The 24,263-nt window shown below is 64.8% G+C and carries 19 protein-coding genes, 3 tRNA genes and 1 pseudogene; 9 read left to right on the forward strand and 14 right to left on the reverse strand.

Annotated elements, in window-relative coordinates:
* Positions 1-2: 2 nt before the first annotated feature.
* Entirely contained in the window at positions 3-800 is a 798-nt protein-coding gene (locus ACHAC9_RS18010; RefSeq protein ID WP_435761880.1) for a hypothetical protein, read from the forward strand.
* On the opposite strand, the gene ACHAC9_RS18015 is transcribed toward ACHAC9_RS18010, so the two are convergent.
* The 4 genes and pseudogenes from ACHAC9_RS18015 to rnr form a co-directional block, all read right to left on the reverse strand.
* Positions 760-1,440 (reverse strand): YceH family protein, encoded by a 681-nt coding sequence (locus ACHAC9_RS18015; RefSeq protein WP_435761882.1) that lies wholly within the window; start codon positions 1,438-1,440, stop codon positions 760-762. The two genes, ACHAC9_RS18010 and ACHAC9_RS18015, sit on opposite strands and share 41 nt — an antisense overlap.
* Positions 1,441-1,447: 7 nt before the next feature.
* Positions 1,448-2,185 carry a serine O-acetyltransferase gene (cysE, locus tag ACHAC9_RS18020; protein WP_435761884.1) on the reverse strand — a complete coding sequence of 246 codons (738 nt, stop codon included), beginning with the start codon at positions 2,183-2,185 and terminating at the stop codon, positions 1,448-1,450.
* Positions 2,186-2,369: 184 nt separating this feature from the next.
* Positions 2,370-3,110, reverse strand: coding sequence for a 23S rRNA (guanosine(2251)-2'-O)-methyltransferase RlmB (gene rlmB / locus ACHAC9_RS18025; RefSeq protein ID WP_435761886.1), 741 nt, complete (start codon positions 3,108-3,110; stop codon positions 2,370-2,372).
* Positions 3,111-3,832: 722 nt separating this feature from the next.
* Positions 3,833-6,466: pseudogene (rnr, locus tag ACHAC9_RS18030) on the reverse strand (ribonuclease R); the annotation flags it as partial.
* Positions 6,467-6,796: 330 nt separating this feature from the next.
* Here rnr and ACHAC9_RS18035 point away from each other — a divergent pair.
* From ACHAC9_RS18035 to phaP, 5 genes are all read left to right on the forward strand, one after another.
* A tRNA-Leu gene (locus ACHAC9_RS18035) sits at positions 6,797-6,881 on the forward strand.
* A gap of 58 nt (positions 6,882-6,939) precedes the next feature.
* Positions 6,940-7,024, forward strand: a tRNA-Leu gene (locus tag ACHAC9_RS18040).
* Between the two features lie 64 nt (positions 7,025-7,088).
* Positions 7,089-7,173, forward strand: a tRNA-Leu gene (locus ACHAC9_RS18045).
* A gap of 153 nt (positions 7,174-7,326) precedes the next feature.
* On the forward strand, positions 7,327-7,530 hold the full coding sequence (locus ACHAC9_RS18050; RefSeq protein ID WP_435761888.1) for a hypothetical protein: 204 nt from the start codon (positions 7,327-7,329) through the stop codon (positions 7,528-7,530).
* 61 nt (positions 7,531-7,591) lie between these two features.
* A complete protein-coding gene (phaP, locus tag ACHAC9_RS18055; protein ID WP_435761890.1) occupies positions 7,592-8,185 on the forward strand; it encodes a TIGR01841 family phasin in 594 nt (197 codons plus the stop codon).
* 118 nt (positions 8,186-8,303) lie between these two features.
* Here phaP and tssA read toward each other — a convergent pair whose 3' ends face one another.
* The 7 genes from tssA to ACHAC9_RS18090 are packed head-to-tail and all read right to left on the reverse strand — an operon-like array spanning position 8,304 to position 15,689.
* Positions 8,304-9,299, reverse strand: a complete 996-nt coding sequence (tssA, locus tag ACHAC9_RS18060; protein WP_435761892.1) for a type VI secretion system protein TssA — start codon at positions 9,297-9,299, stop codon at positions 8,304-8,306.
* A 10-nt stretch (positions 9,300-9,309) separates the two neighbouring features.
* Positions 9,310-11,949 carry a type VI secretion system ATPase TssH gene (tssH, locus tag ACHAC9_RS18065; RefSeq protein WP_435761894.1) on the reverse strand — a complete coding sequence of 880 codons (2,640 nt, stop codon included), beginning with the start codon at positions 11,947-11,949 and terminating at the stop codon, positions 9,310-9,312.
* 36 nt (positions 11,950-11,985) lie between these two features.
* Positions 11,986-12,489 carry a type VI secretion system baseplate subunit TssE gene (tssE, locus tag ACHAC9_RS18070; protein WP_435761896.1) on the reverse strand — a complete coding sequence of 168 codons (504 nt, stop codon included), beginning with the start codon at positions 12,487-12,489 and terminating at the stop codon, positions 11,986-11,988.
* A 58-nt stretch (positions 12,490-12,547) separates the two neighbouring features.
* Complete coding sequence (locus ACHAC9_RS18075; RefSeq protein ID WP_435761898.1) at positions 12,548-13,039, reverse strand: Hcp family type VI secretion system effector; 492 nt, start codon at positions 13,037-13,039, stop codon at positions 12,548-12,550.
* A 33-nt stretch (positions 13,040-13,072) separates the two neighbouring features.
* On the reverse strand, positions 13,073-14,563 hold the full coding sequence (tssC, locus tag ACHAC9_RS18080) for a type VI secretion system contractile sheath large subunit (protein ID WP_435761900.1): 1,491 nt from the start codon (positions 14,561-14,563) through the stop codon (positions 13,073-13,075).
* Complete coding sequence (gene tssB, locus ACHAC9_RS18085) at positions 14,564-15,064, reverse strand: type VI secretion system contractile sheath small subunit (RefSeq protein WP_435761902.1); 501 nt, start codon at positions 15,062-15,064, stop codon at positions 14,564-14,566.
* Between the two features lie 46 nt (positions 15,065-15,110).
* The gene (locus ACHAC9_RS18090) at positions 15,111-15,689 is read right to left on the reverse strand and encodes a tetratricopeptide repeat protein (protein ID WP_435761904.1); all 579 of its coding nucleotides are present in this window, start codon (positions 15,687-15,689) and stop codon (positions 15,111-15,113) included.
* Between the two features lie 190 nt (positions 15,690-15,879).
* Here ACHAC9_RS18090 and tssJ point away from each other — a divergent pair, with 190 nt between their 5' ends.
* From tssJ to icmH, 3 genes are all read left to right on the forward strand, one after another.
* Entirely contained in the window at positions 15,880-16,455 is a 576-nt protein-coding gene (tssJ, locus tag ACHAC9_RS18095; RefSeq protein ID WP_435761906.1) for a type VI secretion system lipoprotein TssJ, read from the forward strand.
* 62 nt (positions 16,456-16,517) lie between these two features.
* Positions 16,518-17,864, forward strand: a complete 1,347-nt coding sequence (tssK, locus tag ACHAC9_RS18100) for a type VI secretion system baseplate subunit TssK (protein ID WP_435761908.1) — start codon at positions 16,518-16,520, stop codon at positions 17,862-17,864.
* Positions 17,861-18,625, forward strand: a complete 765-nt coding sequence (icmH, locus tag ACHAC9_RS18105; RefSeq protein ID WP_435761910.1) for a type IVB secretion system protein IcmH/DotU — start codon at positions 17,861-17,863, stop codon at positions 18,623-18,625. Before tssK ends, icmH begins: the two co-directional genes overlap by 4 nt.
* Positions 18,626-18,684: 59 nt before the next feature.
* Here the strand turns inward: icmH and ACHAC9_RS18110 are convergent, their stop codons facing one another.
* Genes ACHAC9_RS18110 through tssM form a run of 3 tightly spaced genes read right to left on the reverse strand, consistent with a single transcriptional unit; the run spans position 18,685 to position 24,172 of the window.
* On the reverse strand, positions 18,685-19,467 hold the full coding sequence (locus tag ACHAC9_RS18110) for an OmpA family protein (RefSeq protein WP_435761947.1): 783 nt from the start codon (positions 19,465-19,467) through the stop codon (positions 18,685-18,687).
* Between the two features lie 14 nt (positions 19,468-19,481).
* Entirely contained in the window at positions 19,482-20,450 is a 969-nt protein-coding gene (tagF, locus tag ACHAC9_RS18115) for a type VI secretion system-associated protein TagF (protein WP_435761912.1), read from the reverse strand.
* Positions 20,447-24,172, reverse strand: coding sequence for a type VI secretion system membrane subunit TssM (gene tssM, locus ACHAC9_RS18120; protein ID WP_435761914.1), 3,726 nt, complete (start codon positions 24,170-24,172; stop codon positions 20,447-20,449). Before tssM ends, tagF begins: the two co-directional genes overlap by 4 nt.
* Positions 24,173-24,263: the final 91 nt, after the last annotated feature.

The following is a 24,263-nucleotide window of genomic DNA, read 5'->3' on the forward strand; positions in this document are numbered from 1 at the left end:
TCGTGAAGCGCACGCTGCTTGCCGGCGTGCTCGGCTCCCTGCTCCTTTGCGGCCCGGCCGCGGCGGTGCCGGGGGTGGACGAGCCCGATACCATTCATGTGAAGGCGCTGCGCAATCCGGAGATCCGCAAGTACAAGGCGATCCTGGCAGGGCTCGACAGCTTCGACAGGCATCACGCGCTGGCGCCGAAGGTCCCGGAACTGCGCTTCCGGGTCGCGCCGCGGCGCGGCGCCGGGCTGCCGGAAGCGCTCAAGGTGCGCATCGAAGGCGAGCGCGATTTTGTACTGCCGATCGCGCTCGACGCCGCCAACCGCTTCACGGTGCCGCGCAGCGAAGCGGCACTCGATGCCGAGGCGGAGCTGGTACTGAACCAGAAGCGCCGGCTCTACCAGGTCATGCCCGAGGTGCGCACGCCCGGCCTGCCGGAGAACGTACGACGGCTGGGTGACCTGCGGCTCGAATGCAAGGTCATGTTCGACATTGCGAAGGAAGAGATCCCGCTGTTATGGGTACTCACGATTAACAGCGTTCTCCTGACGCGCGACTGGTGCAGCTTCTTTGCGGTGAAGAATGACAACGCCACCTTCTCCTTCAAGACCGGGGCGCCGATCGTCGCAGCCATCCTGAGTGAAGGGAAGCGCAGCAAAGCGTTGGAAACCGAGGACGACGAGTTCCGCGCCGGCCTTGGCGACGCGGACTGGGGCGACGAGGCGCTGGTGGAATTCACTTTCGCCGGACCCGCCGCAGCGCCGGCCGGGGCTACTGGAACTGCTGCCGAAACGACTCGAACTGCGCCTTGAGGTCGGCGACCTCAAGGCGCAGATTGGCTACTTCCTCTTCCAGCTGGCCGATGCGACTGGAAGGGGCCGGCGCGCTGGCGGCGCCAAAGGCCGAGTCGTCGCGGGCAAGCGCCATCTCGCCGCCCAGCAGCTGGCCGTAACGCGGCTCCTTGGTGCCCGGCGCGCGTTCCAGACGCGCCACCAGCGGTGGGTATTTGTCGATCAGGAACTGCAGCGGTGTCTCGACATCGGCCACTGTCTTGAACTCGTGCAGGCGTCCGCTGCGGGTGCGGATCTCGCCGGCCGTTTGCAGGCCGCGCAGCATGAGGATGGTGAGTACCGCCACCTTGTCCTGTTCCAGCGTCCACTTGATGCGCATCCGGTGCTCGTATTTCGTCACGCGGGCGCCGGCCGCGCTGATGCCGCTCACCAGGCGCCGCTCGATCAGGCGCTGCAGCGTGTCCTGCACCGTCTCTTCCGACAGCTGCATCACCGGATCGCGGCTCGAGAGCTGGTTGCAGCCGTTGACGATGGCGTTGAGCGACATCGGGTAATTGTCGGGCGTGAGCGCTTCTTTTTCGGCGAGCACCGCGAGCACGCGGATTTCGAAGGGGTCGAGCACGGCACTTGGGTCCGCGGCGTTCTTTGATTCTTCAGTCATGGGTTCCTCAGTCGACCAGCCGGTTCAGTTCGGCCGAATCGAGTTTATCACCCGCGACCACATTCGGACAGGCAATGCCGGCCGCCTTGATGGTGGCCGTCAGGCGTTCGAGCTGCTCGTCCTGGCGCGCCACGTGATCGATCAGGCCGCGCAGGGCTTTGGAAATCGGATCGTCGCCGTTCGGCGCCACACCATAGGCGGCGAACAGGCGGGCACTCCTGGACTGCTCTTCCTTGCGGATGATGTGGGCGGGATTGCCGATTGCCGTCGCGCCCGCCGGGACCGGTTTCACGACGACCGCGTTCGAGCCGACCTTCGCGAATTCGCCCACCGTGAAGGCGCCCAGCACCTGCGCCCCGGCGCCGACAATCACGCCGCGCTCGAGCGTCGGATGGCGCTTGGTGCCGGCCACCAGCGTGGTGCCGCCCAGGGTTACTCCCTGGTAGATGGTGCAGTCATCGCCGACCACCGCCGTCTCGCCGATCACCACGCCAAAACCGTGGTCGATGAAGACGCGCCGGCCGATAGACGCACCGGGGTGGATTTCGATGCCGGTGATGACGCGCGCAATATACGAGATGAAGCGGCCGAGCCACTTCAGGTTCAGGCGCCAGCAGGCATGCGCCCAGTTGTGCATGACAATGGCGTGCAAACCCGGGTAGCAAGTGAGCACTTCCCAGCCGTTACGGGCGGCCGGGTCGCGTTCGATGATGCTCTTGATATCTTCGCGCAACGAGGAAAACATAATAAATACGGAGGGAAAACAGCGGCAATGGTAGCTTATCCAGTTGCGGGCTGCTTGGGAGGGTGTCAATTGGGGGGTGTTGCAGGATGGGGAGAGCCGGGTGAGGCAGTTCAAGCGTGATTTGAACGCGTGGGCAAGTCTCTTGCCCACGCGTTCAAATCACGCTTGAAACCAGGCTGACTGTTTAACCTTGTATACCACGCTGGCGGCGCGCTTCGTACAAGCAGACGCCCGAGGCGACCGAGACGTTCAGGCTCTCGACCGAACCGAACATCGGGATATTAACCAGCAGGTCGCAGGTCTCCCGCGTCAGGCGGCGCATGCCCTCGCCTTCGGAACCCATCACCAGCGCCGTCGGGCCGGTGAAATCGGCTTCGTACAGGCCCTTGCCGGCGTCGTCCGAGGTGCCGATCAGCCAGATGCCGCGCTCTTTCAGCTCGCGCATGGTGCGCGCCAGGTTGGTCACCGTGATATACGGGACGGTCTCGGCGGCGCCGCTGGCCACTTTCGCGGCCGTGGCGTTCAGGCCGACAGCACGGTCCTTAGGCACGATGACCGCGTGTGCGCCGACACCGTCGGCCACCCGCAGGCAGGCACCCAGGTTGTGGGGGTCGGTAATGCCGTCGAGGATCAGCAAGAGCGGCGGGCCCTCGATGGCATCGAGCAGTTCATCGAGGTTGCGCGCCAGCGCCAGCTGGCTGGCGAAGGCGATCACGCCCTGGTGGCGGCGCGTGCCAACGATCTTGTCGAGACGTCCCGCTTCCACCGGCATGACGCGCACGCCGGCCGCCTTGGCATTGGCGATCAGGTCTTTCATGCGGCCGTCATTGCGCTCGGCGTCGACAAAAATCTCTTCCACCGACTGGGCTTCGTGACGCAACCGCGAGGTCACGGCGTGGAAGCCGAAAATCATTTTATTCTTCATGCGTTACTTTTCTTCTTGCTACTGGTTTTGGACGTGATGCTCGCCTCTTTGGCTGCAGGCTTCTTGGCGACGCTTTTCTTTGCGGCGCTCTTTTTTGCTGCCGGGGCTGGCGCGGCAAGGGTCTCGACACTTGGCGTTGCCTCGGCCTTGACAGCGCGGGTGCGGCGCGGCTTGACTGGCGCCTCGCTCGCCACGTCAAGCACTGCTGCTGGTGCAGTTGCTTCCGGCGCGGCTGCCTTTTTGGCACTGCGCGCACGCTTCGGCGCCGCGGCAGTGTCGGCCTGGACTGCCGGCGCTGCAACTGGTTCCGCCTCGGCCGGAGCCTCCAGGGCGGCGCGCACTGGCGCCTTGGCCTTGCGCGCAGGCTTGGCAGCGACCGTATCAGGCGCCTCAAGCGCTGCGGCAACCGGCTGTGGCGCTGCTGGTGCAGCGACTTCCGGCACCGCTACCGCCTTGCGCGGACGGCGCGCAGGCTTGGCTTCAACCGTCTCGGCGACCGGCTGCGCTGCCTGCGTTTGCTCGGCCACGGCCGGCTGTTCGTTCACCTGGCGAGGCGCTTCGGCAGCGGCTTCCCGCTCCTTGCGGGCACGGCGTGCACGCTTCGACTCGCCCGTTTCCTGGCCGATGTCTTCGAGACGGGTCGGCGCTTCGGCCGCTTGCTCCATCACCGGGGCTTCGTTGGCCAGATCATTTGCCAATTCGCGCGCGGCTGCGCGCTCCTTGCGCGAACGGCGCGAACGCTTCGATTCGCCATTGCCGGCGATGTCGACAACGTTGCCGTTGAATTGCGGCTGCGGCTGCGGCTGCGGCTGCGGCTGCGGCTGCGGCTGCGGCTGCGGCTGCTGCGCGGCGACCGGCAGCTCACCGGCCAGCTCGCGGGCGGCTGCGCGTTCCTTGCGGTTGCGGCGCGAACGTTTCGAGCGACTGCTCTTGCCCTCTTCAGGCGCGGCATCGCCTGCCTGGCGCGGGGCCGGCGCCTGTGCAGGCACCTGGTAGGCTGCCGGCTGAGCGTTCGAACCGCGGTTGCGGCCCGACTTGTTGTCGTCGCGCCCGGCGCCCTGACGGCCACCGCCCGAACGGCCCTGGCCACCCTGCGCCTTGTCGCGCGCCGGCGCCGGCTCGGCATTCGGATCCTGTGCCAGCACGAGGTCGATCTTGCGTGCTTCGAGGTCGACCTTGGCCACCTGCACGGTGACGCGGTCGGTCAGGCCGAAGGTCTTGCCGGTGCGTTCGCCGCGCAGCACGTGGCGCGCTTCGTCGTACTGGAAATAGTCTTCGCCCAGGCCGGTCACGTGGACCAGGCCTTCGACATACAACTCGTCGAGCTGCACGAAGATGCCGAAGGTCGTCACACCAGCGACGATGCCGGTGAACGACTCACCCAGCTTGTCCTGCATGAAGTAGCACTTGAGCCAGTTTTCGACGTCGCGCGACGCTTCGTCGGCACGGCGCTCGTTGGCCGAGCAGTGCACGCCCAATGCGTCCCAGATGGTCAGGTCTTTCTCGTCCTTCTTGGACTTGCCGTCGGCCTTGTCCTTGGCCGCCTGCTTGCGCGTCGCGTTCGACACGTTTGTATTGAGCTTACCCAGCTCGATGCCTTTCGGCTCGTACTTCCTGCCGGCCAGCACCGCCTTGATCGCACGGTGGGTCAGCAGGTCGGGATAGCGGCGGATCGGGCTGGTGAAGTGGGCGTAGGCCTCGTACGCCAGGCCGAAGTGGCCGACGTTGTCCGGGCTGTAGACCGCTTGCTGCATCGAGCGCAGCAGCATGGTCTGCAGCAGGCTCGCGTCGGGACGCTCCTTGATCTCGCGCATCAGGGCGGCGTAGTCGCTCGCGGCTGGCTTCAGGCCCCCGCCCAGGTTCAGGCCCGTCATTTTGAGGAAGGTACGCAGCTGGTTCAGCTTTTCCTCGGTTGGCGTTGCGTGGATGCGGAAGGTGCCCGGATGCTTGTGGCGGATCAGAAGGTCGGCGGCGCAGACGTTCGCGGCCAGCATGCATTCCTCGATCAGGCGGTGCGCTTCGTTGCGGGTGCGCGGAATGATCTTTTCGATCTTGCCCATCGGGTTGCAGACGATATAGGTTTCGGTCGTCTCGAAATCGATCGCGCCACGCTCCTTGCGGGCGCCGAGCAGCGCCTGGAACACGCCGTTCAGGTTCTGCAGGTGCGGCACGATGGCCGGACGGCGCGCGGCTTCCTCGCCTTTTGCATCGCCCAGGATCTCGGCGACCTGGTTATAGGTCAGGCGCGCGGCCGAGTGAATCACGGCCGGGTAGAACTGATAGGCTTGCACTTCGCCCTCGCTGCTGACGACCATGTCGCAGACCAGTGTCAGTCGGTCGACCGCCGGGTTCAGCGAACACAGGCCGTTCGACAGTTTTTCCGGCAGCATCGGGATCACGCGGCGCGGGAAATACACCGAGGTGCTGCGCTCGATGGCGTCGACATCGAGGCCGTCGTTCGGCTTGACGTAGTGGCTGACGTCGGCGATCGCCACTAACAGGCGGAAGCCGTTTTCGCGGCCGATCTTGACGGGTTCGCAATACACGGCGTCGTCGAAGTCGCGTGCGTCTTCGCCGTCGATCGTCACCAGCGGCACGTCGCGCAGGTCGACGCGATCACCGAGGTCGGCATCGATCACTTCGTTCGGCAGCTTGTTGGCTTGTTTCAGCGCTGCAGGCGTGAACACATGCGGCACGCCGAACTTGCGTACGGCGATTTCGATTTCCATGCCCGGGTCGTCGAGTTCGCCGAGCACTTCGACGATGCGGCCGGTGGGCTTCTGGAAGCGCGCCGGCTGCTCGATCAGTTCGACGCTGACCACCTGGCCGGCCTTGGCCTTGCCGGGCGAACCGGCGATCAGGATGTCCTGGCTCATGCGCTGGTCTTCGGGCGACACGATCCAGACACCGCCTTCATTGAGCAGGCGCCCGATGATGTGGGTATTGGCGCGCGTGACGACTTCGACGATCGTGCCTTCCAGGCGGCCACGGCGGTCTGTACCGGTGACTTTCGCCAGTACGCGGTCGCCATGCAGCACTTTCTGCATTTCTTTATCGTTCAGGAACAGGTCGTTGCCGGGTTCGTCGGGAATGACGAAGCCGAAACCGTCGCGGTGCGCGGCGACCTTGCCTGCGATAAAACCAGCCTGGTCGGCGAGCGCATAACTGCCCTCGCCTTCGCTGCGGATCTGGCCGTCGCGTTCCATTGCGTTCAGGCGCCGTCCTAACACTTCTTCGGCGGCGGGATTGACTTGGAGGGCACGTGCGAGCGTGGTCGCATCAAGCGACGCGCCTGCATCACGGAACACACCGAGGATTTCCTCTCGGCTAGGAATAGTATGAGTAGGTTGCTTCAAATCGTTTTCTTGAATTCTTATTAATGATGAGCGCCGACGCGGCCGGCACCATGGTTGGATTGACACCTTGTCAGGCGTAGTGTAACGGAGGACGGCAGGATTCGCCTAACGAAGCGTGCTTCCGTGCCGGGCTTCCCGGGGCAGCGGACGGGTCTTTGACTTTTGCAAACCTTCCGCTATAATCTCGGCTCTTTCGCAAGGACAGTAATGTCGGAGCGAAGAAAAGCGGGGGCAATATCAGGAAGTCCTGCGCCGGGGCAGCGAAAGTTGATCTAGCGAAAAACAGGAAAGCCTGATATTGTATCAGCTTCAGTTGCAAGCAGTAACAATGCCCACGTGGCGGAATTGGTAGACGCGCACGGTTCAGGTCCGTGTGCCGCAAGGTGTGGGGGTTCGAGTCCCTCCGTGGGCACCATCTACTGGCATTATCTCCGCATCATGCTGTTTGTTGTATCGTTGTAAGCAGTACCAGTGCCCACGTGGCGGAATTGGTAGACGCGCACGGTTCAGGTCCGTGTGCCGCAAGGTGTGGGGGTTCGAGTCCCTCCGTGGGCACCATCTACTGGTTTTAACTCCGCACTATTTTGTCGTATCGTTGGAATGGCAATATCGTAATCGCAGTGCCCACGTGGCGGAATTGGTAGACGCGCACGGTTCAGGTCCGTGTGCCGCAAGGTGTGGGGGTTCGAGTCCCTCCGTGGGCACCAAGGTTTTCTGGTCAGCCAGGCGCAAAACGCCGCAATCTTTGCAAAAGGATTGCGGCGTTTTGCTTTTGCGCGTCCGTCCCGCGTATAGCCGTTACCCGGGCCACAGGACAAACTCCTTGACTGCGCTGTCGAAGAGGCTATGCTCGGGCTACGATGAAACTCTCCGCACGCATTGTCGGCGTTGTCCTTGCAGGCTTTCTCGCGAGCGCCGCGGCGAAACCCGCACCCTGGTTCCAGTGGCGCAGTAAAACCACAAGCGCCCTGGCCTGTTCGCAGACGCCGCTCGGCCCTGGCTGGGAGCGCGGCGCCGGTCCGTATCGGGACAGCCGTTGCGAAAAGCTCATCGTTGTTAAATAATAGGTCTTGTTAGCCCCGCAGGTCGTCCATCGCAGTATTCATTAGAATCGAGGAGACATTGATGTTCACGAGTCCCGAACAATTCGCATCCGCTACCAAAACCCTGTTTGACTTGCAAATGCAGACCTTTGACATGCTTGCCAACAAGACCGTCAAGGGATTGGAACAGGTGGTGGCCCTGAACATGGCCACTGCACGCAGCACCATGGACAAGACGCTCGCGGCCAGCCGCGACATCTCCCAGGCGCAGGACGCCCGCGCCGCCTTCGACGCGCTGTCGGCGCGCATGAGCCCGGATATGGCCGGCAGCGTCGAGTACCGCGACCAGATGAAGGTGATTATCGAGGAGATGCAAGGCGAATTCCGCCGCGCTGCCGACGTCCACGTGGCCGAAGCAAAAAGTACGCTCTCGGCGCTGATCTACGACGTCACCCAAAACGTCAAGCCGGGTTCGGAGAACGCGGTCGAGATCATCAAGTCCGCGATCGACAATGCCTTCAAGGGCTATGAGCAGGTGACGCAAGCCACGCGCGACGCCGTCAAGAATGTCGAGGAGAAGATGGCCAAGGCGGCGTCGATGGTCAATACCGGCGCGGACAAGGCGGCGCCCGGCGCAAAGGCAGATACGCAACCGGGCGGCCAGCCTCCACAGTAAGCCTTGTCATTGCCGGCGCGTAGATAGCGCAGGCGGTTAACGCAAACAGGGCGGCTCGCGCCGCCCTGGAATATTCTTTCATCTTGAGCCTGTCGGTGAAAGAATATTTCATCCCGATCTAGTCTTCCTTCACGATCCCCAGCAATTCCTCGACATGGGCCAGCGCGCCCGCATCTTTCACGACCGTTTTCAGCCACAGGTGCAGCGGCTGCTCACCCCATTTGGCTGCCTTCTCGGCCAAGTAGGCGACCGGACTGTGCGGTTCTGTCTGCCGGAAGAAGTCAGCGACTGCCCGCAGTTGGCCAAGTGCCTGTGCGCGGCTGGCGATGGCGCCGGCGTACACCGGCAATCCGGCAAGCGCCGGGACGATGGCGCTTGCCGGCCACGCGCCGGGCGCCGCAGCCGCCGGCACGACACCCGTCGCGCTCGCAGCCGGCGTGACGAAGTGGGCCAGGTTCTGCAGCGCCGTGCGCGCGCCGCTGAAGCTGGGACCGTCTGCCTCCAGGCGTGCATCGACCGCCTTTTCCAGTTCGCCCAGGGCCGAGAGACAGTGCCGGCAGTCGTCCAGCAAGGCCTCCTGGTACGCCTTCGAGCTGCGGCTGCGCGCCGCTTCGACGTTGGCAATCGCCTCGGCGCCATGGGCACGCGCCGCCTCGATGTCACGCATCGACACGCCCGCGTCTTCGGTTACCGGGCATTCGGTCACCAGTTGCGGCACGCGCGCCGCGATCCAGCACAGGTTGCCGATGCGCCGTTCGAAGCCGTCTTCGTCGGGCTGCGGATACAGGCCGTCCCAATAGCGTTCGCACAGCGCGGCGACCACCAGCAGCGCGTCGCCCAGGGCGCGCAACCCGCCCGTTTTGGCGCTGGCCTCGGCCAGCCAGACCGCCAGCTGCAAGTCCTTGCTGCGCGTTTCCAGCAGCTGGGCGCAGCGTTTGGCGACGAACTTCCAGTCCGCTTCCTTCAGCGTCGTGACCCAGGCGCCCTGCTCGATCGAGGGATCGTCGGCCTTGCGCGCCTGCGCGATGGCGTCCAGTTCGGGCGAGAACGCGAGGTCTTCGCCGCACGGCGCGTTTGCCGTGACGGGATTGAGTAGCTGTTCAACCGTGAACATCGCGTCTCCCTTAAGCGGCTTCGATCGCATACTTGAACTTGCCTGCTTTGGTCGCGCCGACCTTGATGCGCGCGATCGCCCCACCTTCGGCCATCTGCGCCAGCACGCTGTCGGCGATCTCGGGCAGCAGTGTGCCATTGAGGATGGTGTCGACATTGCGTGCCCCCGAATCGACTTCGGTGCAGCGCGCCAGCACGGCGTTCACCAGCGCCTCGTCGTACTCGAAGGTCGCGCCATGGTTGTCACGCACGCGCTGGCCGATGCGGTTCAGTTTCAGGCGGATGATATTGGCCAGCACCTCGTCGGCGATCGGATAGAACGGAACCGTCGCCAGGCGGCCCAGGAAGGCCGGCTTGAACTGTTTCATCAGCTGCGGACGAATCGCGTCAAGCAGCTGCTCCGGCTTCGGCATCTCGGCCGGCGACTTGTTCAGGCAGGCTCCCATCATGGTGGAAGACGCCGTGTTCGAGGTGAGGATGATGATCGTGTTGCGGAAATCGATCTGGCGCCCTTCGGCATCGTCCAGCACGCCCTTGTCGAACACCTGGAAGAACAATTCGAGCACGTCCGGATGGGCTTTTTCGACTTCATCCAACAGCACCACGCTGTACGGGTTGCGCCGCACCGCCTCGGTCAGTACGCCACCTTCGCCATAGCCGACATAGCCTGGCGGCGATCCTTTCAGGCCGGAGACGCTGTGCGCCTCCTGGTATTCGCTCATGTTGATGCTAATGAGTTTGCGCTCGCCGCCATACAGCAGGTCGGCCAGCGCCAGCGCGGTCTCGGTCTTGCCCACCCCCGAGGTGCCGACGAACAGGAACACGCCCTTTGGCTTGTTTGGGTCGTCCAGGTTGGCGCGCGCGGTGCGCACGCGCTGGGCCACCGCGGCAGTGGCGTGCGACTGGCCGAGGATGCGTTCGTCCAGCAGCGACTGCAACTGCAGCACGGTCTTGATTTCGTCCCTCACCATGCGCCCGAGTGGAATGCCGGTCCAGCCGGCGACGATGCCCGCTATCGTATGGCCATCGACCTGCACCGGCACCAGCGGCGCCTCGCCCTGCAATGCACGCAGCTCGTCGACCAGCGCGCGCAAGCCTGGGGTATCGCCACAGCCGGCCTCCAGTTCGCCGCGCATGCGCCCGATATCGGCCGTCAACACGCGTTCCTGGTCCCAGCGCGCGGTCAGGCGCTCCTGTTCCGTCAGCGCAAGCGCACGCTCGGCGCGCAGCGCCTGCAGGCGCACGCCGTGCTCCCCGCCGGCGCTCTGCTCGCGTTCGAGCGAGGCGATCTGGGCGTCGATGCACTCGATGCGGCGCATGCAGGTTTCCAGCAGCGCCGGGGTTGCGCTCTGGCCCAGCGCCACCTTGGCGCAGGCTGTGTCCAGCACGCTGATCGCTTTATCCGGCAGCTGGCGGCCGCTGATGTAGCGGTGCGACAGGCGTACCGCTTCCGTAATGGCTTCGTCGTAGACGCGCACGCCGAAATGCTTTTCCATCAGCGGCGCCATCGCGCGCAGCATGGCGCAGGCGGTCTCCTCGTCCGGCTCCTCGACCTTGATGACCTGGAAGCGCCGCGCCAGCGCCGCGTCCTTTTCGAAATACTTCTTGTACTCGCTCCAGGTGGTGGCGGCGATCGTGCGCAGTTCGCCGCGTGCCAGCGCGGGCTTGAGGAGGTTGGCGGCGTCGTTCTGGCCGGCCGCGCCGCCGGCGCCGATCATCGTGTGCGCTTCGTCGATGAAGAGGATGATGGCGTGCGGGCTCTTCTTGACTTCGTCGATCACGTTCTTCAACCGGTTTTCGAATTCGCCTTTCACGCTGGCGCCGGCCTGCAGCAGGCCCATGTCGAGCGTGTGGATCTCGACCCCGCGCAGCACTTCCGGCACGTCGCCCTGCACGATGCGCAGCGCCAGTCCTTCGACCACGGCCGTCTTGCCGACGCCCGCTTCGCCGGTCAGGATCGGATTGTTCTGGCGGCGCCGCATCAGGATGTCGATCGCCTGGCGGATCTCCGGATCGCGCCCGATCACCGGATCGACCTTGCCTTCACGGGCCCGGCCAGTCAGGCAGGTGGTGAACTGGTCGAGCGCCGGCGTCTTGCCGGACGCCTGGGCTTCCAGCTCGCCCACCGGGTCGCCGCCCTGCCCCTGCGTCATGCAGGAAGCAGGGGCGGCCGCCTCACCCGAGCCGCGCGTGAGCTTGTCGAAATCATGCTTCAGGCGCTCGAGTGGAAACTCGGAGAACAGGCGCGAGCCACGCTGGGCCAGCTGCGCCAGGCTCGGTTCGGTCAACAAGGCCAATAACAGGTGGCCGCTGCGAATGGTATTCGGCCCGCCTGTGCCAAGCGAGGCGATCAGCCAGGCATGCTCGAGCAGCATCGGCAGGTGCTTCGAAAAGACCGGCGTACGCGCGCTGCCGCTGGCAAAGCGCGCCACTTCGTGGCGCAGGTCCGCTTCCAGGCCGGAGAGGCTGATGTCGCAGGCGCGCGCGGCGACGACCACGTCGCAATCGGGCTGCTCGAGCAGCGCCAGGAACAGGTGCTCGATATCGACTTCGTACTGGCCCAGTCCGACGCAAATATTCGCCGCGCGCGTGGCTGCGCTGCGCGTGGTGTCGTTCAGTTTGCCGATCAGGGTCTTGAGGTTGATGTCCATGCGTGTCGCGTCCTTTGTGTCGGTATTTTTAAACGGCTAGCGCTTGCCGCCGGGCGTGCGCGCTCTGGCTGCTTTCCTGATCGCGTAGTGCAGCGACGAGGGCTGCAGCACGGCGCTGAAGTCGACGCTGTCGCCGCCGGCGTCGAGCTCGAGCCGCGCGTGGATCGCGAAGTCGAGCCGGTTGACGCGGTCCCCGCTCAGTTCGAGGCTGGCGCTGACGTCTTTCAGGCGCGGCTCGTGGGTTTCGATGGCCGCCTCCAGGCTGGCGCAAATCGCCGCGCGGTCTTCGTCGCTGGTCAGGCAGAAGCCGGCGAAATCGACCAGCCCGTAATTCATGATCGACGCGCGCGCAAGCGGAAAGCGTTCGAAAAGCGATGCCGGCAGCGCGGCGCGCGTGTTGAGCAAGGCTTCGAGGTCGCGCGCCACATGATCCTTGATCTGGTCGAGGCTCAAACTTTGCGCCGCCGCGGCGGGGGTGCTGCCCGGCGGGTTGCGCTCGTCCATCAGGCGGTCGAGCAGGCCGGGGGTGAAGCCTTTCATGGAGTCTCCTGGGAGGAAACGGACGCGCCACCCGGAAGGCCGCGCGCCCTGCTGCTGATCAGGCGATCTTGTTCGTCGCCAGGTCCCAACCGCCCGAAGTATTGCCGCCGGCGCCGCCGCTGACCTTCTGCTGGGTGTACTTCCACTTGATCTTCGAGAACTTCAGGCCGACTTTCTCCTGGATGATCGAGCCTTCCTGGACTGCCGGCATGATCGCGCCGATCAGGACGTTTTCCAGTTCGATCTCGAAGTACTTGATGCGCTCGCCCTGGCCGTCGGCACGCATGAATTCCAGCTTGGCTTTCGGGATGGTCTTGCCGGCCGAGCAGGTCTGCAGCAGGATGGGCGAGGCCAGGTCGGCCAGCTTGGTAAACACGACTTCCTTGTGCTCGCAACGCTCGGCGGTGTGGCCGCCACCGGTCGAAGCAGTGGCCGAACGTGGCTGGCTCACGCCCCAATTCACCGAGGTGCACTCGATCCAGTCCTTGTGCTTGTCGTCCATCGATTCGCCCTTGATGCCATCGATTTGCAGATATACGTCAATTGCCATGTTTGCTTACTCCAGTTCAGGTTAAAAGGTGTTTTAGCTTTTGGTCGACTGCGGCAACTCCGCGACCAGTCGGAGAGAAACGGACAATTCATCAAGCTGGAAGTGCGGACGCAGGAAGGACACGGCGCGGTAGCAGCCGGGACGGCCCGGCACCTCCGACACCTGCACGCTCGCTTCGCGCAGCGGGAACTGCGCCTTCTGTTCCTGGCTGGCGTTGTCGTCGAGGAGGACGTACTGGGTCAGCCAGCGGTTCAGGTAGTCCTCGACATTCGAGGCGGCGGCGAAGCTGCCGATTTTGTCGCGCATCATGGCCTTCATGTAGTGGGCGATGCGCGAGACGGCGAAGATGTACTGCAGTTGCGAGGACAGCATCGCATTGGCATTGGCCGCTTCGTTGGTGTACTTCTTCGCCTTCTGCGCCGACTGCGCACCGAAGAACGCCGCGTACGAAGTGTTCTTGCAGTGCACCAGCGAGATGAAGCCCAGGTCCGACAACTCCTTCTCGCGGCGGTCCGTAATCGCCACCTCGGTCGGGCATTTCAGCGCGACCTCGCCCTCGTCGGTCTTGAAGGTGTGGGTCGGCAGGTTTTCCACTAACCCGCCGCCTTCGACGCCGCGAATCGCCGCGCACCAGCCGTAGTCCTCGAACGCGCGCGTCAGCTTCGAGGCAAAAGCGTAACTGGCGTTGCACCATAGGTATTTGCTGTGGTCCGTGCCGTCCACGTCCTCCACATAGTTGAAGCCTTCGGTCGTCATGCCGTCGACCGGGTTGTACGGCAGGCGGCCGAGAAAGCGCGGCAGTGTGAGGCCCACGTAACGCGCATCCTCGGACTCGCGGAACGCTTTCCACTTCGCGTATTCGACCGTGTCGAAGACTTTCGCCAGGTCGCGCGGTTTGCCCAGGTCGCCGAAGCTCTCGACGCCGAACAGCTCGGGCCCGGCCGATGCGATAAAAGGCGCATGGCTGGCCGCGGCCACGTGCGACATCTGCTCGAGGAAGTACATGTCCTCGGGCTGGCGGCTCATTTCGAAGTCGCCCACCAGCGCACCGTACGGCGCGCCGCCGAAGGTGCCGAACTCCTCCTCATAAATTTTCTTGAAGAGCGAGCTCTGGTCGAATTCGAGGGCGGCCTGGAAATCCTTCACCAGCTCGCGCTTGCTGGCGTTGAGCATGCGGATCTGCAGGCCGGAGCTGGTCGACGAGTTCTTTACCAGGTATTGCAGGCCGGTCCAGCTGCGTTCGAGCTTCTGGAATTCGGGGGCGTGCATGACGGCCGACAGCTGCGTCGAGATCATGCGGTCGAGCTCCGCCAGGCGCGCGTCGATCATCGCCGACAGGTTGTTCGACACGACCATCGTGCCCGACATCACCTGGGTGACGAGTTCGGAGATCAGGTCGCGCGCACGCTCATGCTCGCTGGGCGAAGCGGCCACGCGGCTTTGCTCGACGATCTGGTCGAGCAGGGAATTGTCCAGCTCCAGGGCGGGTGTAGATTTCGCCGCCTGTTCGAGAATCGCCGCCATTTATTTGTCCTCCGTCTTGCGCAAGCCTTCGAGCTTTTCGGTATTGCCGAGCACCTCGCTCAGGATGTCGTCGAGCTTGTCGTTCCCGGCCAGCTTGTTGCGCAAGTCGGCCAGCTTGGTGCGCGCTTCCAGCAGGCCTTTCAATGGCGCCACCTGCTGCACCACGGCTTCGGGACGAAAATCTGCCATCTCGCGGAACTGCAGCTGCACGCCGAACTGACCGCCCTCTTCCGACAGGTGGTTATCGACGCGGAACTGCACGCTCGGCGCCACGCCACCCAGCACTTCGTCGAAATTCGAGGCGTCGACGTTGACGAACTTGCGGTCCTTCAGGCGCTTCTTTTCGGCGTTCGGGTCGTTGCCGAAGTCGCCGAGCACCCCGACGACAAAAGGCAGCTCCTTGTTTTCGATGGCGTCGCCGATCTCGACGTCGTATGTCATCTGCACACGCGGCGCGCGCACCTTCTGCAAGCGTTTCTGCACGCTTTCACTTTTTGCCATGGCTGCTCCAAGGGATGACAGGCCGGCGGGCGCCGGCCCGCGAGGTTTATTTGAGCGCGCCGAACGGGTCGCTTGAGCTTGAACCGGATTTGGGTGCGGTCGCGGTGGTCGTTGCGGACTGCTTGGTCCGGGCTGGAGGAGGCTTCCTTGCACTGCTCGGGATCAGCACGTCTTCGCCCAGGCTCGTGCGCAGCAGCTTGGCGAGCTCCTCCGCCTCGGTTTTCACGTTGCCGTTCAATTTGTTCTTGCGCGTCAGCTCGGCCAGCGCCTTGCTCGACACGCGCAGGCCGCTGACCGCGGCAATGCTGTTGGCAATCGTGTCGTCCGGATCGCGCTCGATCGCCTGGAGCGCGTCGACGATCGCTTCGCCGTAATTCTTGGCGTCGAAGCGCATCTGGGCCATGCGTACCCATGGGGTCTTGTCGGCCGGGAAGACCTGGCCCGCGCTCTTCAGCAGAGCGTAGGCCTTGTCGGATTGGCCGGCGGCGACGGCGGCGTCGGCTGCGGCGATGGAAGCGGCCATCGTCGCACCCTTCGGCACGCTGCCCGACCCGTCGCCGGTGGTGGCGCAGGCAGACAGCAGTGCGATGCACGCCATGGCCGGCATCAGTCGTGTGAACTTCATTTCGCTCTCCAGTACGTTGAACCAGCAGCCATTATTCGGGAAGCAATTTCGCGAGAGTTGCGACTAGTCAACAACAGCACAGGTCGAACCATGGCCGTGCGAAGGCTGTTGGGCTTGCGCCGGCGCAGACGCAACGCGTGGGGTTGCTGTTAAATGAGCGCTGGCGTTATTTACGAGAGGCAAGAAATCGATGAAAGCTCCATCCGTTACCTTCCTGCTCCTCCTTGCCGCCAGCCTCCCGGGCTGCGCCGGCGACGGCCTCGCAGGGCGCACACTCGAAGCCACAGGGATGCGCAAGGCCTCCCAGGCCGAGGCGTTCAAGCCGCCGCGCAGCATCGCCTTGCGCCTGCACGCGGCGCCCAAGCTCAACACCGACGCCCAGGGCCGCCCGCTGGCGCTCGTCGCCCGCGTCTACACCCTGCGTCAGAACGCGGCCTTTGAAGCGGCTCCGTATTCCACCTTCCTGACACCGGGGCTCGATCGTGAAGCGTTTGGCGCCGACCTGGTCGAGGTCAAGGATGTGACGCTGGTGCCGGGCCAGCGCTACGAGGTCATCGAGAAGGTGCCGCGCGATGCGGCTTTCGTGGGCATCGTGGCGCTGTTTCGTTCGCCGGCGCCGCAGCGTTGGCGCATGTCCTTCGCCGCCGCCGACGCCGAGAACGCCGGCGTGACGGTGGCCCTGCAAGCCTGCGCGTTGTCGCCAGGTGCCGGCGCCAAACCGAGCGCCTCCAACGCCAAGGCGTCAGGTTCTGCGCGCTGTCAATGAACGCGTGACGCCCTTCCAGCAAGCTCAACTTTTTCCTGTAAACATTTCTTCGCGAGGACACAGTGAACATGCCATCGAAACTGCTGTGGGGTGAAGGGCTGTTTTTGCGCCCCCAGCATTTCCAGCAGCAGGACCGCTACCACGAAGCGCGCCTGAACCAGACTGCGCGCGCCCTGCACCCCTATGCCTGGGGCGTGCGCCGCCTCGCGATCGACCATGAGGCTTTGACAAACGACTTGCTGCGCATCGAGGCGCTGTCGCTGGTCTTCCCCGACGGCGAAATTGTCCGCGCCCCCGAGAGCGACGCGCTGCCGCTGCAGGTCAAGCTCGGCTCCCTGTCCCCAATGACCCAGTCGATCACCTTCCACGCCGCCCTGCCGGGGCTCAAACCGCATGGCGAAAACTGCGCCGACATGGATGCAGAGCGCGACGACGCGCGGTTCGTGCAGCACGAGCGCGATACCCAGGACCTGTTCACCCACGCGGCCGACGCCGGCATCACCTACCTGAAGAAGACGGTGCGCCTGGTGTCCGACGTCGACGCCCTCGCCGCCTACGAAAGCTTTCCGCTGGTGCGACTGCGGCGCGTGGCCACCGGCGGCTTCGAGGTCGATCCCGGCTTCATCGCACCGAGCCTCTCGGTCGAGGGCGCGCCCGGCCTGCACGGCGGCGTCGCGCGCCTGATGGAAAAGCTGTTGGCCAAGGTGAATGCGCTGTACGGGCACATGCGCGAGCCGAGCCGCAACGTGGTCGAAATCCGCGGCGGCGACATGTCATCGTTCTGGCTCCTGCACACGGCCAGCACCGGCTACGCGGCGCTGTCGCATTACCTGCACCATCCGGAGCTGCACCCGGAGCGCCTTTTCGGCGACCTGCTGATGCTCGCAGGCGGCCTGATGGCCTATTCGCGCAGCTACAAGCTGGAAGACCTGCCGGCCTATTCGCACCTCGATCCGGGCCCTGCGTTCACACGCCTGGACGCGATCCTGCGCGACCTGCTCGATACGGTCGTGTCGAGCCGCTACTTCTCGATTGCGCTGTCGAACGAACGGCCGTCTTATCACCTGGGCGGACTCGACTCGGGCAAGATCAACGGCCAGACCATGCTGTATCTCGCGGTGTCGGCCGACATGCCGGCGCTGCAATTGATCGACGTAGTGCCGCTGCGCTTCAAGCTCGGGGCGCCGCAGGACGTCGACAAATTCGTGCTCTCGGCACTGCCCGGCGTGAAGCTGATCCACGCGCCGCAGGTACCGGCGGCCCTGCCCGTCCGGCCCGACACCCATTATTTCGCGCTCGAGAACAAGGGTGTGCTGTACGAGAACATGCTCAAGGCCCAGGCGATCTCGATCTTTGTCCCGAACGGGATCCGCGACCTGCAGCTCGACCTGATCGGGGTGGCGGCATGAACGCCCTTGTCGAACGCCGCACCGTCCAGGCCCCGGCACGTGGCGCCGCAGGCAGCGCGCCGCAATCGCTGGTCGACCTGATGTACGAAGGGTTCTACGCCCTGTTCCTGCTGAAAAACGGCTGCGGCCCGCACGACAAGGCGGCCTTTGCCGACCACATGACGGCCTTCCTGGGTGACGTCGACCGCAACGCCAAGGCCATCGGCATGGCCGCGGAAGACGTCACCGCCGCCAAGTACGCGTTCTGCTCGGCCGTCGACGAAATCATCCTTCGCTCGAACTACGAAGTGCGCGAAGCATGGGAAACGCGCCCGCTGCAGCTGCGCGTGTTCGGCGACCAGCTGGCCGGCGAACACTTCTTCCACCGGCTCGAGGACTTGCGCGCGAAAGGCAGCGTGCACCTGCAGGCGCTCGAAGTATTCCACATGTGCCTCCTGCTCGGTTTCGAAGGCCGCTACGCGCTCGACGGTCACGACAAGCTGAGCTACCTGACGGCACGCCTGGGCGATGAAATCGCCCGCATGCGCGGCAAGAACCGCGGCTTCGCGCCACATGCCGAGCGCCCCGACCAGATCACCAACACGCTGCGCAGCGACCTGTCGTTGTGGGTACTGATCTCGGTGTTTGCGCTCGCCGGCCTGGGCGGCTATGCCGGCTTTCGCGCCAAGCTCTCGAGCGACACGGAAACCGCGCTGGCCAGCTACAACGACCTCGTCAAACTGCCGCCGCGCGCGGCGAATGTGACGATCACCTTGCCGTAGCCCGAAAAAAATAACGCCGCCGGTAGCGATACCGGCGGCGTTTTCTTTTGTGGGGGGCTTTATTGGACGACCTTGAACTCGATACGGCGATTGCGTGCCTTGCCCTCAGGCGTGCGGTTGTCCGCGACCGGCCGATCCGGTCCCTCACCCGACACGGCGATCGAATCGGTTCTGATACCGCGCGCGGCGACATAGGTCTTGACGGCTTCGGCGCGCGCCTGGCTGAGCGACAGGTTGCCTGCGCGCGAGCCGGCGTTATCGGTGTGGCCGATCACTTCGACCTTGATGCCGTTCAGCTTTTTCAAGGCTTCGCTCATCTGGTCGAGGATCGCCATGCCCGAGGGGGTCAATGCCGCCTTGCCCGATTCAAACTCGATGATCCGATTCGCCAGCGCGGCGTCGAGCACACTCTGTTCGGAGGCGGCCACGCGCAGGCCGTTGTTGACGGTGTAGGTCGGATTCAGGCTCGTTGCGATGTCGCCGGCGATCTGCTGGCGCTGCGCCTCGTTGGAGACGTCACCGCGCAGGCTGACCGTGTTGCCGTCGACTTTCAGCTGGCCGCGGCTGATCATTTTCAGGTTCGGGTTGATCAGCCGCCCCACATACTCGTTCCAGTTGGCCGGGGTCGACACGGTGCCGACGGCGAGCTGGTCGACAACCCGCTCTTGGCCGTACACCGCACGCAGGCGCGCCAGCAGCGAGGCCTTGGCCGCTTCATCGGCCACCGTACCGGCAACGACGATCGGCGCGGTGGCGGTGATTGCCGCTGGCGTGGCCGGCGCGGCGCCAGATGCCGACGACTGTGCATGCGCCGCGCCTGCCGCCAGCACGACGGTGGCCATGAAAATGGGTTTGCTCACGTTGCGTCTCCGATGAAGGTCTTCAGGAACAGTTCGCGCGCCATCTTCAGGGGCAGTTGCGGCTGGTCGAGGTAGCTGGCCAGGGCGCGCACGTCGACGTCCAGGCCGAGCTGCTCGTCGATCCAGCCGGTCTCCAGCAGGCGCACTTGCAGCTCCTGCCCAACCAGCGGATCGATGATGCCGCGCAGTGCCTGAGACGCCGCGCCGCAAAAACCGATCACCAGCACCGGCCGCTCCTCTTGACAGGTGAGAAACAGCGCGAGGTCGAAGGCGGCGCGGCGCACGAACGGCGCCACCAGTTCAAGCCAGAAGGCCGCCACCGGTGCGCGCAGGGCCTCATTCTCGGGCAGCGGCAGCACCAGGCTCTTGTCGAGCTGCGCCGGTTTGCTGTGCATGACCGGCTGCAGCAGCAGGCCGAGCGCGAGAATGACGCGGCTGGCGTCCTCGCCACCCAGGAGCGTGGACAAGGAACCGACGGTATCGGTGGCAAGAAAGGTCGCGAGTGCGTCGTCGCACTCGCCCAGCGTGATGGCCGCGTCGCTGATGCCGGCAAGGTGCAGGGTCGGGTCGGATGCGTCCAGTACCTGGGGCGCTGCGGCTTCCAGGAAGGACCAGAGCGGCGCGAAGGCCAGCGGGCAGCGCGAGACAAAAGCGCTTGGGTCGACGACATCGAGGGTACGCATCATCAGGAAGGGATAGCGCCGGCCGGGGGCGTCGTGGCTGGCGACTAGGTGACCTGCGACAGCGTGACGGCGCGCCGGGCCGACGAACGCGAAACTGACCGGCGCCATCGCATCGTAATTGATCTTCCAGCGCGCGTCCGACGGCAGGCGCTGCATCACGGCCGCAAGCCAGTCGTCGAGCATGCTGATGGCCGCCGCGTCGTGCGCCAGCTTCACGAAATCGCTGCGCGCGGGGATCTTGCCGAAGTAGCCGATGCGGTCCAGGGCGGGGGCACGCATCATTGGCCTCCTGGCGGGAGGCTGGCGATCGTCGGCTCGGCGGCTGAGCGCCCGACGATCGTCGGCGGCAGGCGCAGGCCCTGGAAGCCTTTGCCATTGCTCGCAGCGGCCGCGTTGCTGACCAGTCGCAAGTCCACGACGATGGCCAGGTTGCCGCTGACCCAGCGCAGTTCGTTCACGCCCGGGCTCTTGCGCTGCTGGGTCGATGCTTCGATCATCTTGCGCATGCCGAACTGGCCCGGTTCGTTGAACAGCTCCACCGTACGGCCGTCGAACGTGACGGCGCTGATCCGCGCGCCGGCTGTGCCCGGACCCGGATACACCATATTGGTCCATGCGGGCGGCGTGTTCCGGTAGCGCAGCTGCTGGCCGTCGATGTCGATCGTGTACTCGGTGGTGCCGGGTGCCGGATGCGCCTGCAACTGGAACACCGTCTGCGGCGGTCCGCCATTCGACGACGCCACACCATTGGCCGACAGTGGCGCCACCCAGCCCGGAAAGCCCGACACCGCCTGCGGCGCGAGCGTGATGCCGATATCGGCCCAGGTACGCGCCGTGAGCATGCTGCCGCGATTGACGACGAGGGGTCCCATCGAGGTATTGATGAACTTCGCCACGACGCCCTCTGGTCCAAAGACCTGGCCAATCTCCGCGCTGGTTGCCTCCATCTTGCTGCCCGGGGAGAACGGATATTTGTCGGCCAGCGTCTTCTCGAACGGGTCGACCACCTGCGCCTGCCAGGTCTTGTTGATCTCCGACTCGGACGGCAGCACGATCATGGCGAAGGTCTGCACCAGCGGACGCACCAGGAGTGGACGCAATGCTGCTTTCTGGGCGTCGCTCATCCCGGTCAGCATCTGCTCGTCGACGTATTTCAGGGCGTCGGCCAGCTCCGAGCCACTGCCTTCCAGGGTCTGCTGCATGAACTGCTTGGCGCCGGGGCCGGGGTCGCCCTGGTTCTTCAGCTGGTTCAAACGTGTACGCAGGCGTGACAGGCAGTCGAGGTAACCCGTCATCAGCGAGGCTTCCTTCTCGCGCGTTCCGACCAGGCGTGCGACGCCGGCGAATTCGCGCCCGATCGGGCCCATGGTACCTGCCGCGCCCGTGGCCAGCGGGCCAACCGCATCGGCCAGGGTGCGCGCATCCGACGGCGCGCGGCGCAGCACGACTTCCTTGAACCAGGCGGCCAGCGTGCGCTCGGTCTTGCCCATGTTGGCACGCGCGGCGCCGGGATTGTCCCAGGAAGTCTCGTCGTAGATCGCCTTCAAAAGGCGCGCGATCGGCGAGGCCTGCGGGTCGCCCAGCCGGTTCATGGCGACCACGCTGCCTTCGAAGCCCTTCAGATCGGTGACCGTCACGCCTTGCACGAACTTCGCCCACTCTTTCGCATACTCGGCCTTGTACATGTCGACCAGGGTCTTCTGGATCTGCTCCGGACTGCCCTCGAGCGTCAGGTCGTCCTTGGCCACCGTTTTCAGCACCCAGTCGGTGCTTTGCAGCTCGCGGTTCGAGGCGTCGCGGATCGCGCCGAGCACGTATTTTTCCCAGGCGGCGCGGGTAAAGGCGCCGCTGACCGCATGGCTGCCGGCGACCAGTCCCGCATCGCCGTCGCCGACAATGCGCGCCACCGTCACCGCCGGGAAGCGCGTCGCGGCGCGGGTCTTGATGTCGGCGTAGACGCGCTCGCGCGCTGGCGTACCGCGCACTACCCGGCGCAGGTTTTCGCGCGCGGAGTCGAGCAGGCCGAGTTTCAGCGTCACTTGCGGCCACGCCTGGTCATCGATTTGCGACAGGTGGAAAGTCAACAGGCGCTCGGCGCTGCGGATCATCTGCTCGTGCGCCATGGCACCGCGGTTGGCGACCAGCCAGGTCCGCCAGTAGCGTGTCAGCTGGTCGTTCAGGTGGCCCGGCTCGGCTTGGCTCTTATCGCCCAGCATCAGGTAAGTCTTGAGGGCGTTGTAGGCGTCCGCGACATTGGTTGGCGAGACTTCCTGGTAGGGCTGGCCCGGTTTCGAGGTCGGCGCGGCGGCGGCATTCGGATCGAGCGCGGCGGCATGCGTGTTCACTTCGGTCAGCATGGTTTCCAGGGCTCCTGCCACCGGCTCGACCATCACCGCGCGCACACCGGCAAAATACTCGTCGCGCAGCTTGCGCTCCAGCTTGTCCCCTTGGTACAAGCCGAACGACAGCGCCCACGGCTGGTCTTCACGGTACTTGTCCAGTTGCTCGATGCGGTCCTGCAGGATGTCGAGCGCCTCCAGGCGCGACTGCAGATCGATGCGTTTTTCCTGCAGCCGCATCACCTTGTCGAGGTCGGCCTGCACGTTCGCGACCAGTTGCACGTTGCCCATGTAGGCCCAGCTCCAGCCGCCCAGGGCCGCGCCCAGCAACACGGTGGCGGCAAAGAAGGCGGCGTACTTCAAGCGCGCGCTGGCCGGGTTGGTATAGCGCTTGACCAGGTCCTTGTCGGCAAAGATCACCTTGCGGAACAGGTCGAGCAGGAAGTAGCCTTCGCCGGCGCCCGGCTCTTCGGCCTCGCTCGCCTGGCGATCGTTCAGTTCGAGGTCGAAGCGGCTGGCCACGCGCTTGGACGACAGGTCCTGCACCTGCCCTTCCTGCAGCGCGCTGGTGAAGTAGAAGCCGCGGAACACCGGCTTGAACTGATAGGTGTTTTCCTCGAACAGGGTCGAGAGGAAGGCGCGCAGCGGGCTGCGAATCGCCGCGAATTCAAGCGGAAAGGTAAACACGCCGGGACGCATGCGCGCGCTGCGGTTGCCGGCCATGTTCGCCAGGCTCATCTCCTTCAGGCCATCATGCAGTTCGTCGAAATGCGCATCGAAAAATGCCAGTACGTCCTGCGGCGTGCTGCGCCGGTTGTAGCGCAGCGTCGCGCCCCAGACGCGGTCACGCTCGGTGCGTTCGGCATCGTGGAAGAAGTCGGAGAAGCCGGCGATCAGGTCGGCCTTGGTGAACACCACATACACCGGTGCGTACACGCCAAGGCGTTCAGTCAATTCCTGCACCCGGGTGCGCAGGCTTTTCGCCAGTTCCATCGAAGCGCCGGCGGGACCGGCCGTCAGCTCGGCCACGCTGACCGCGATCAGGATGCCGTTGATCGGCGCGCGGCGGCGGTGTTTTTTCAGCAGCTCGAGAAAGCTGAACCACTCGGCGCGGTCGCCCTCCTGCACCGAATAGCGCCCGGCGGTGTCCAACAAGATACCGTCGGTGGTGAAAAACCAGTCGCAGTTGCGGGTTCCGCCCACACCCTGCACCGCCTTGCTGCCGGGGATCGGGAAGGTCAGGCCCGAATGGGCGACGGCGCTGCTCTTGCCCGCCGCCGGATTACCGATGATCATGTACCAGGGCAGCTCGTAGAGCGCCGCGGCGCCGCGCGTCAGGCCCAGCTTCGAGGTCTTGATCGTGGTGATGGCCTCCATCATGTTTTTGCGCAGGACCGCCACCTCGCTCTTGCCGTTTTCGCTGGCCCCAGCGTCGCTGCTGGCGGCCAGGCTGTCAGTCAGGCGTGCCGCCGCGCGCCGTCGCCAGAGCTGGCGCAAGCCCCAATAACTGCCCCACAGGGCCAGCAGCACCAGCGCCGTGATGACGGCCCAGATGAGGCCAAGTTCAAAAGTTTCCGCGGTCAGGAACAGGATACCGAGGCAGGCGGTGATGCCAATCACGACAAGCACGCGGCTGTCGATGAGGAACTTCCAGAGACGGGCCATGGCGGGAGCGTGTGTAGTTAGGGGAAAGTCTGACAGGCAATGCTCGCACCTATTGCCTATGGAAAATTTGACCTTCCTCAAGCTCGGGCCG

It is taken from the genome of Massilia sp. CMS3.1 (assembly GCF_051262535.1).
Lineage (GTDB): Bacteria > Pseudomonadota > Gammaproteobacteria > Burkholderiales > Burkholderiaceae_D > Telluria.

Bases quoted from the DNA above. Each gene is read 5' to 3' on its own strand.
- ACHAC9_RS18015 (WP_435761882.1), bottom strand. From the start codon at position 1,440: ATGACTGAAGAATCAAAGAACGCCGCGGACCCAAGTGCCGTGCTCGAC.
- cysE (WP_435761884.1), bottom strand. From the start codon at position 2,185: ATGTTTTCCTCGTTGCGCGAAGATATCAAGAGCATCATCGAACGCGAC.
- rlmB (WP_435761886.1), bottom strand. From the start codon at position 3,110: ATGAAGAATAAAATGATTTTCGGCTTCCACGCCGTGACCTCGCGGTTG.
- ACHAC9_RS18050 (WP_435761888.1), top strand. From the start codon at position 7,327: ATGAAACTCTCCGCACGCATTGTCGGCGTTGTCCTTGCAGGCTTTCTC.
- phaP (WP_435761890.1), top strand. From the start codon at position 7,592: ATGTTCACGAGTCCCGAACAATTCGCATCCGCTACCAAAACCCTGTTT.
- tssA (WP_435761892.1), bottom strand. From the start codon at position 9,299: ATGTTCACGGTTGAACAGCTACTCAATCCCGTCACGGCAAACGCGCCG.
- tssH (WP_435761894.1), bottom strand. From the start codon at position 11,949: ATGGACATCAACCTCAAGACCCTGATCGGCAAACTGAACGACACCACG.
- tssE (WP_435761896.1), bottom strand. From the start codon at position 12,489: ATGAAAGGCTTCACCCCCGGCCTGCTCGACCGCCTGATGGACGAGCGC.
- ACHAC9_RS18075 (WP_435761898.1), bottom strand. From the start codon at position 13,039: ATGGCAATTGACGTATATCTGCAAATCGATGGCATCAAGGGCGAATCG.
- tssC (WP_435761900.1), bottom strand. From the start codon at position 14,563: ATGGCGGCGATTCTCGAACAGGCGGCGAAATCTACACCCGCCCTGGAG.
- tssB (WP_435761902.1), bottom strand. From the start codon at position 15,064: ATGGCAAAAAGTGAAAGCGTGCAGAAACGCTTGCAGAAGGTGCGCGCG.
- ACHAC9_RS18090 (WP_435761904.1), bottom strand. From the start codon at position 15,689: ATGAAGTTCACACGACTGATGCCGGCCATGGCGTGCATCGCACTGCTG.
- tssJ (WP_435761906.1), top strand. From the start codon at position 15,880: ATGAAAGCTCCATCCGTTACCTTCCTGCTCCTCCTTGCCGCCAGCCTC.
- icmH (WP_435761910.1), top strand. From the start codon at position 17,861: ATGAACGCCCTTGTCGAACGCCGCACCGTCCAGGCCCCGGCACGTGGC.
- ACHAC9_RS18110 (WP_435761947.1), bottom strand. From the start codon at position 19,467: ATGGCCACCGTCGTGCTGGCGGCAGGCGCGGCGCATGCACAGTCGTCG.
- tagF (WP_435761912.1), bottom strand. From the start codon at position 20,450: ATGATGCGTGCCCCCGCCCTGGACCGCATCGGCTACTTCGGCAAGATC.
- tssM (WP_435761914.1), bottom strand. From the start codon at position 24,172: ATGGCCCGTCTCTGGAAGTTCCTCATCGACAGCCGCGTGCTTGTCGTG.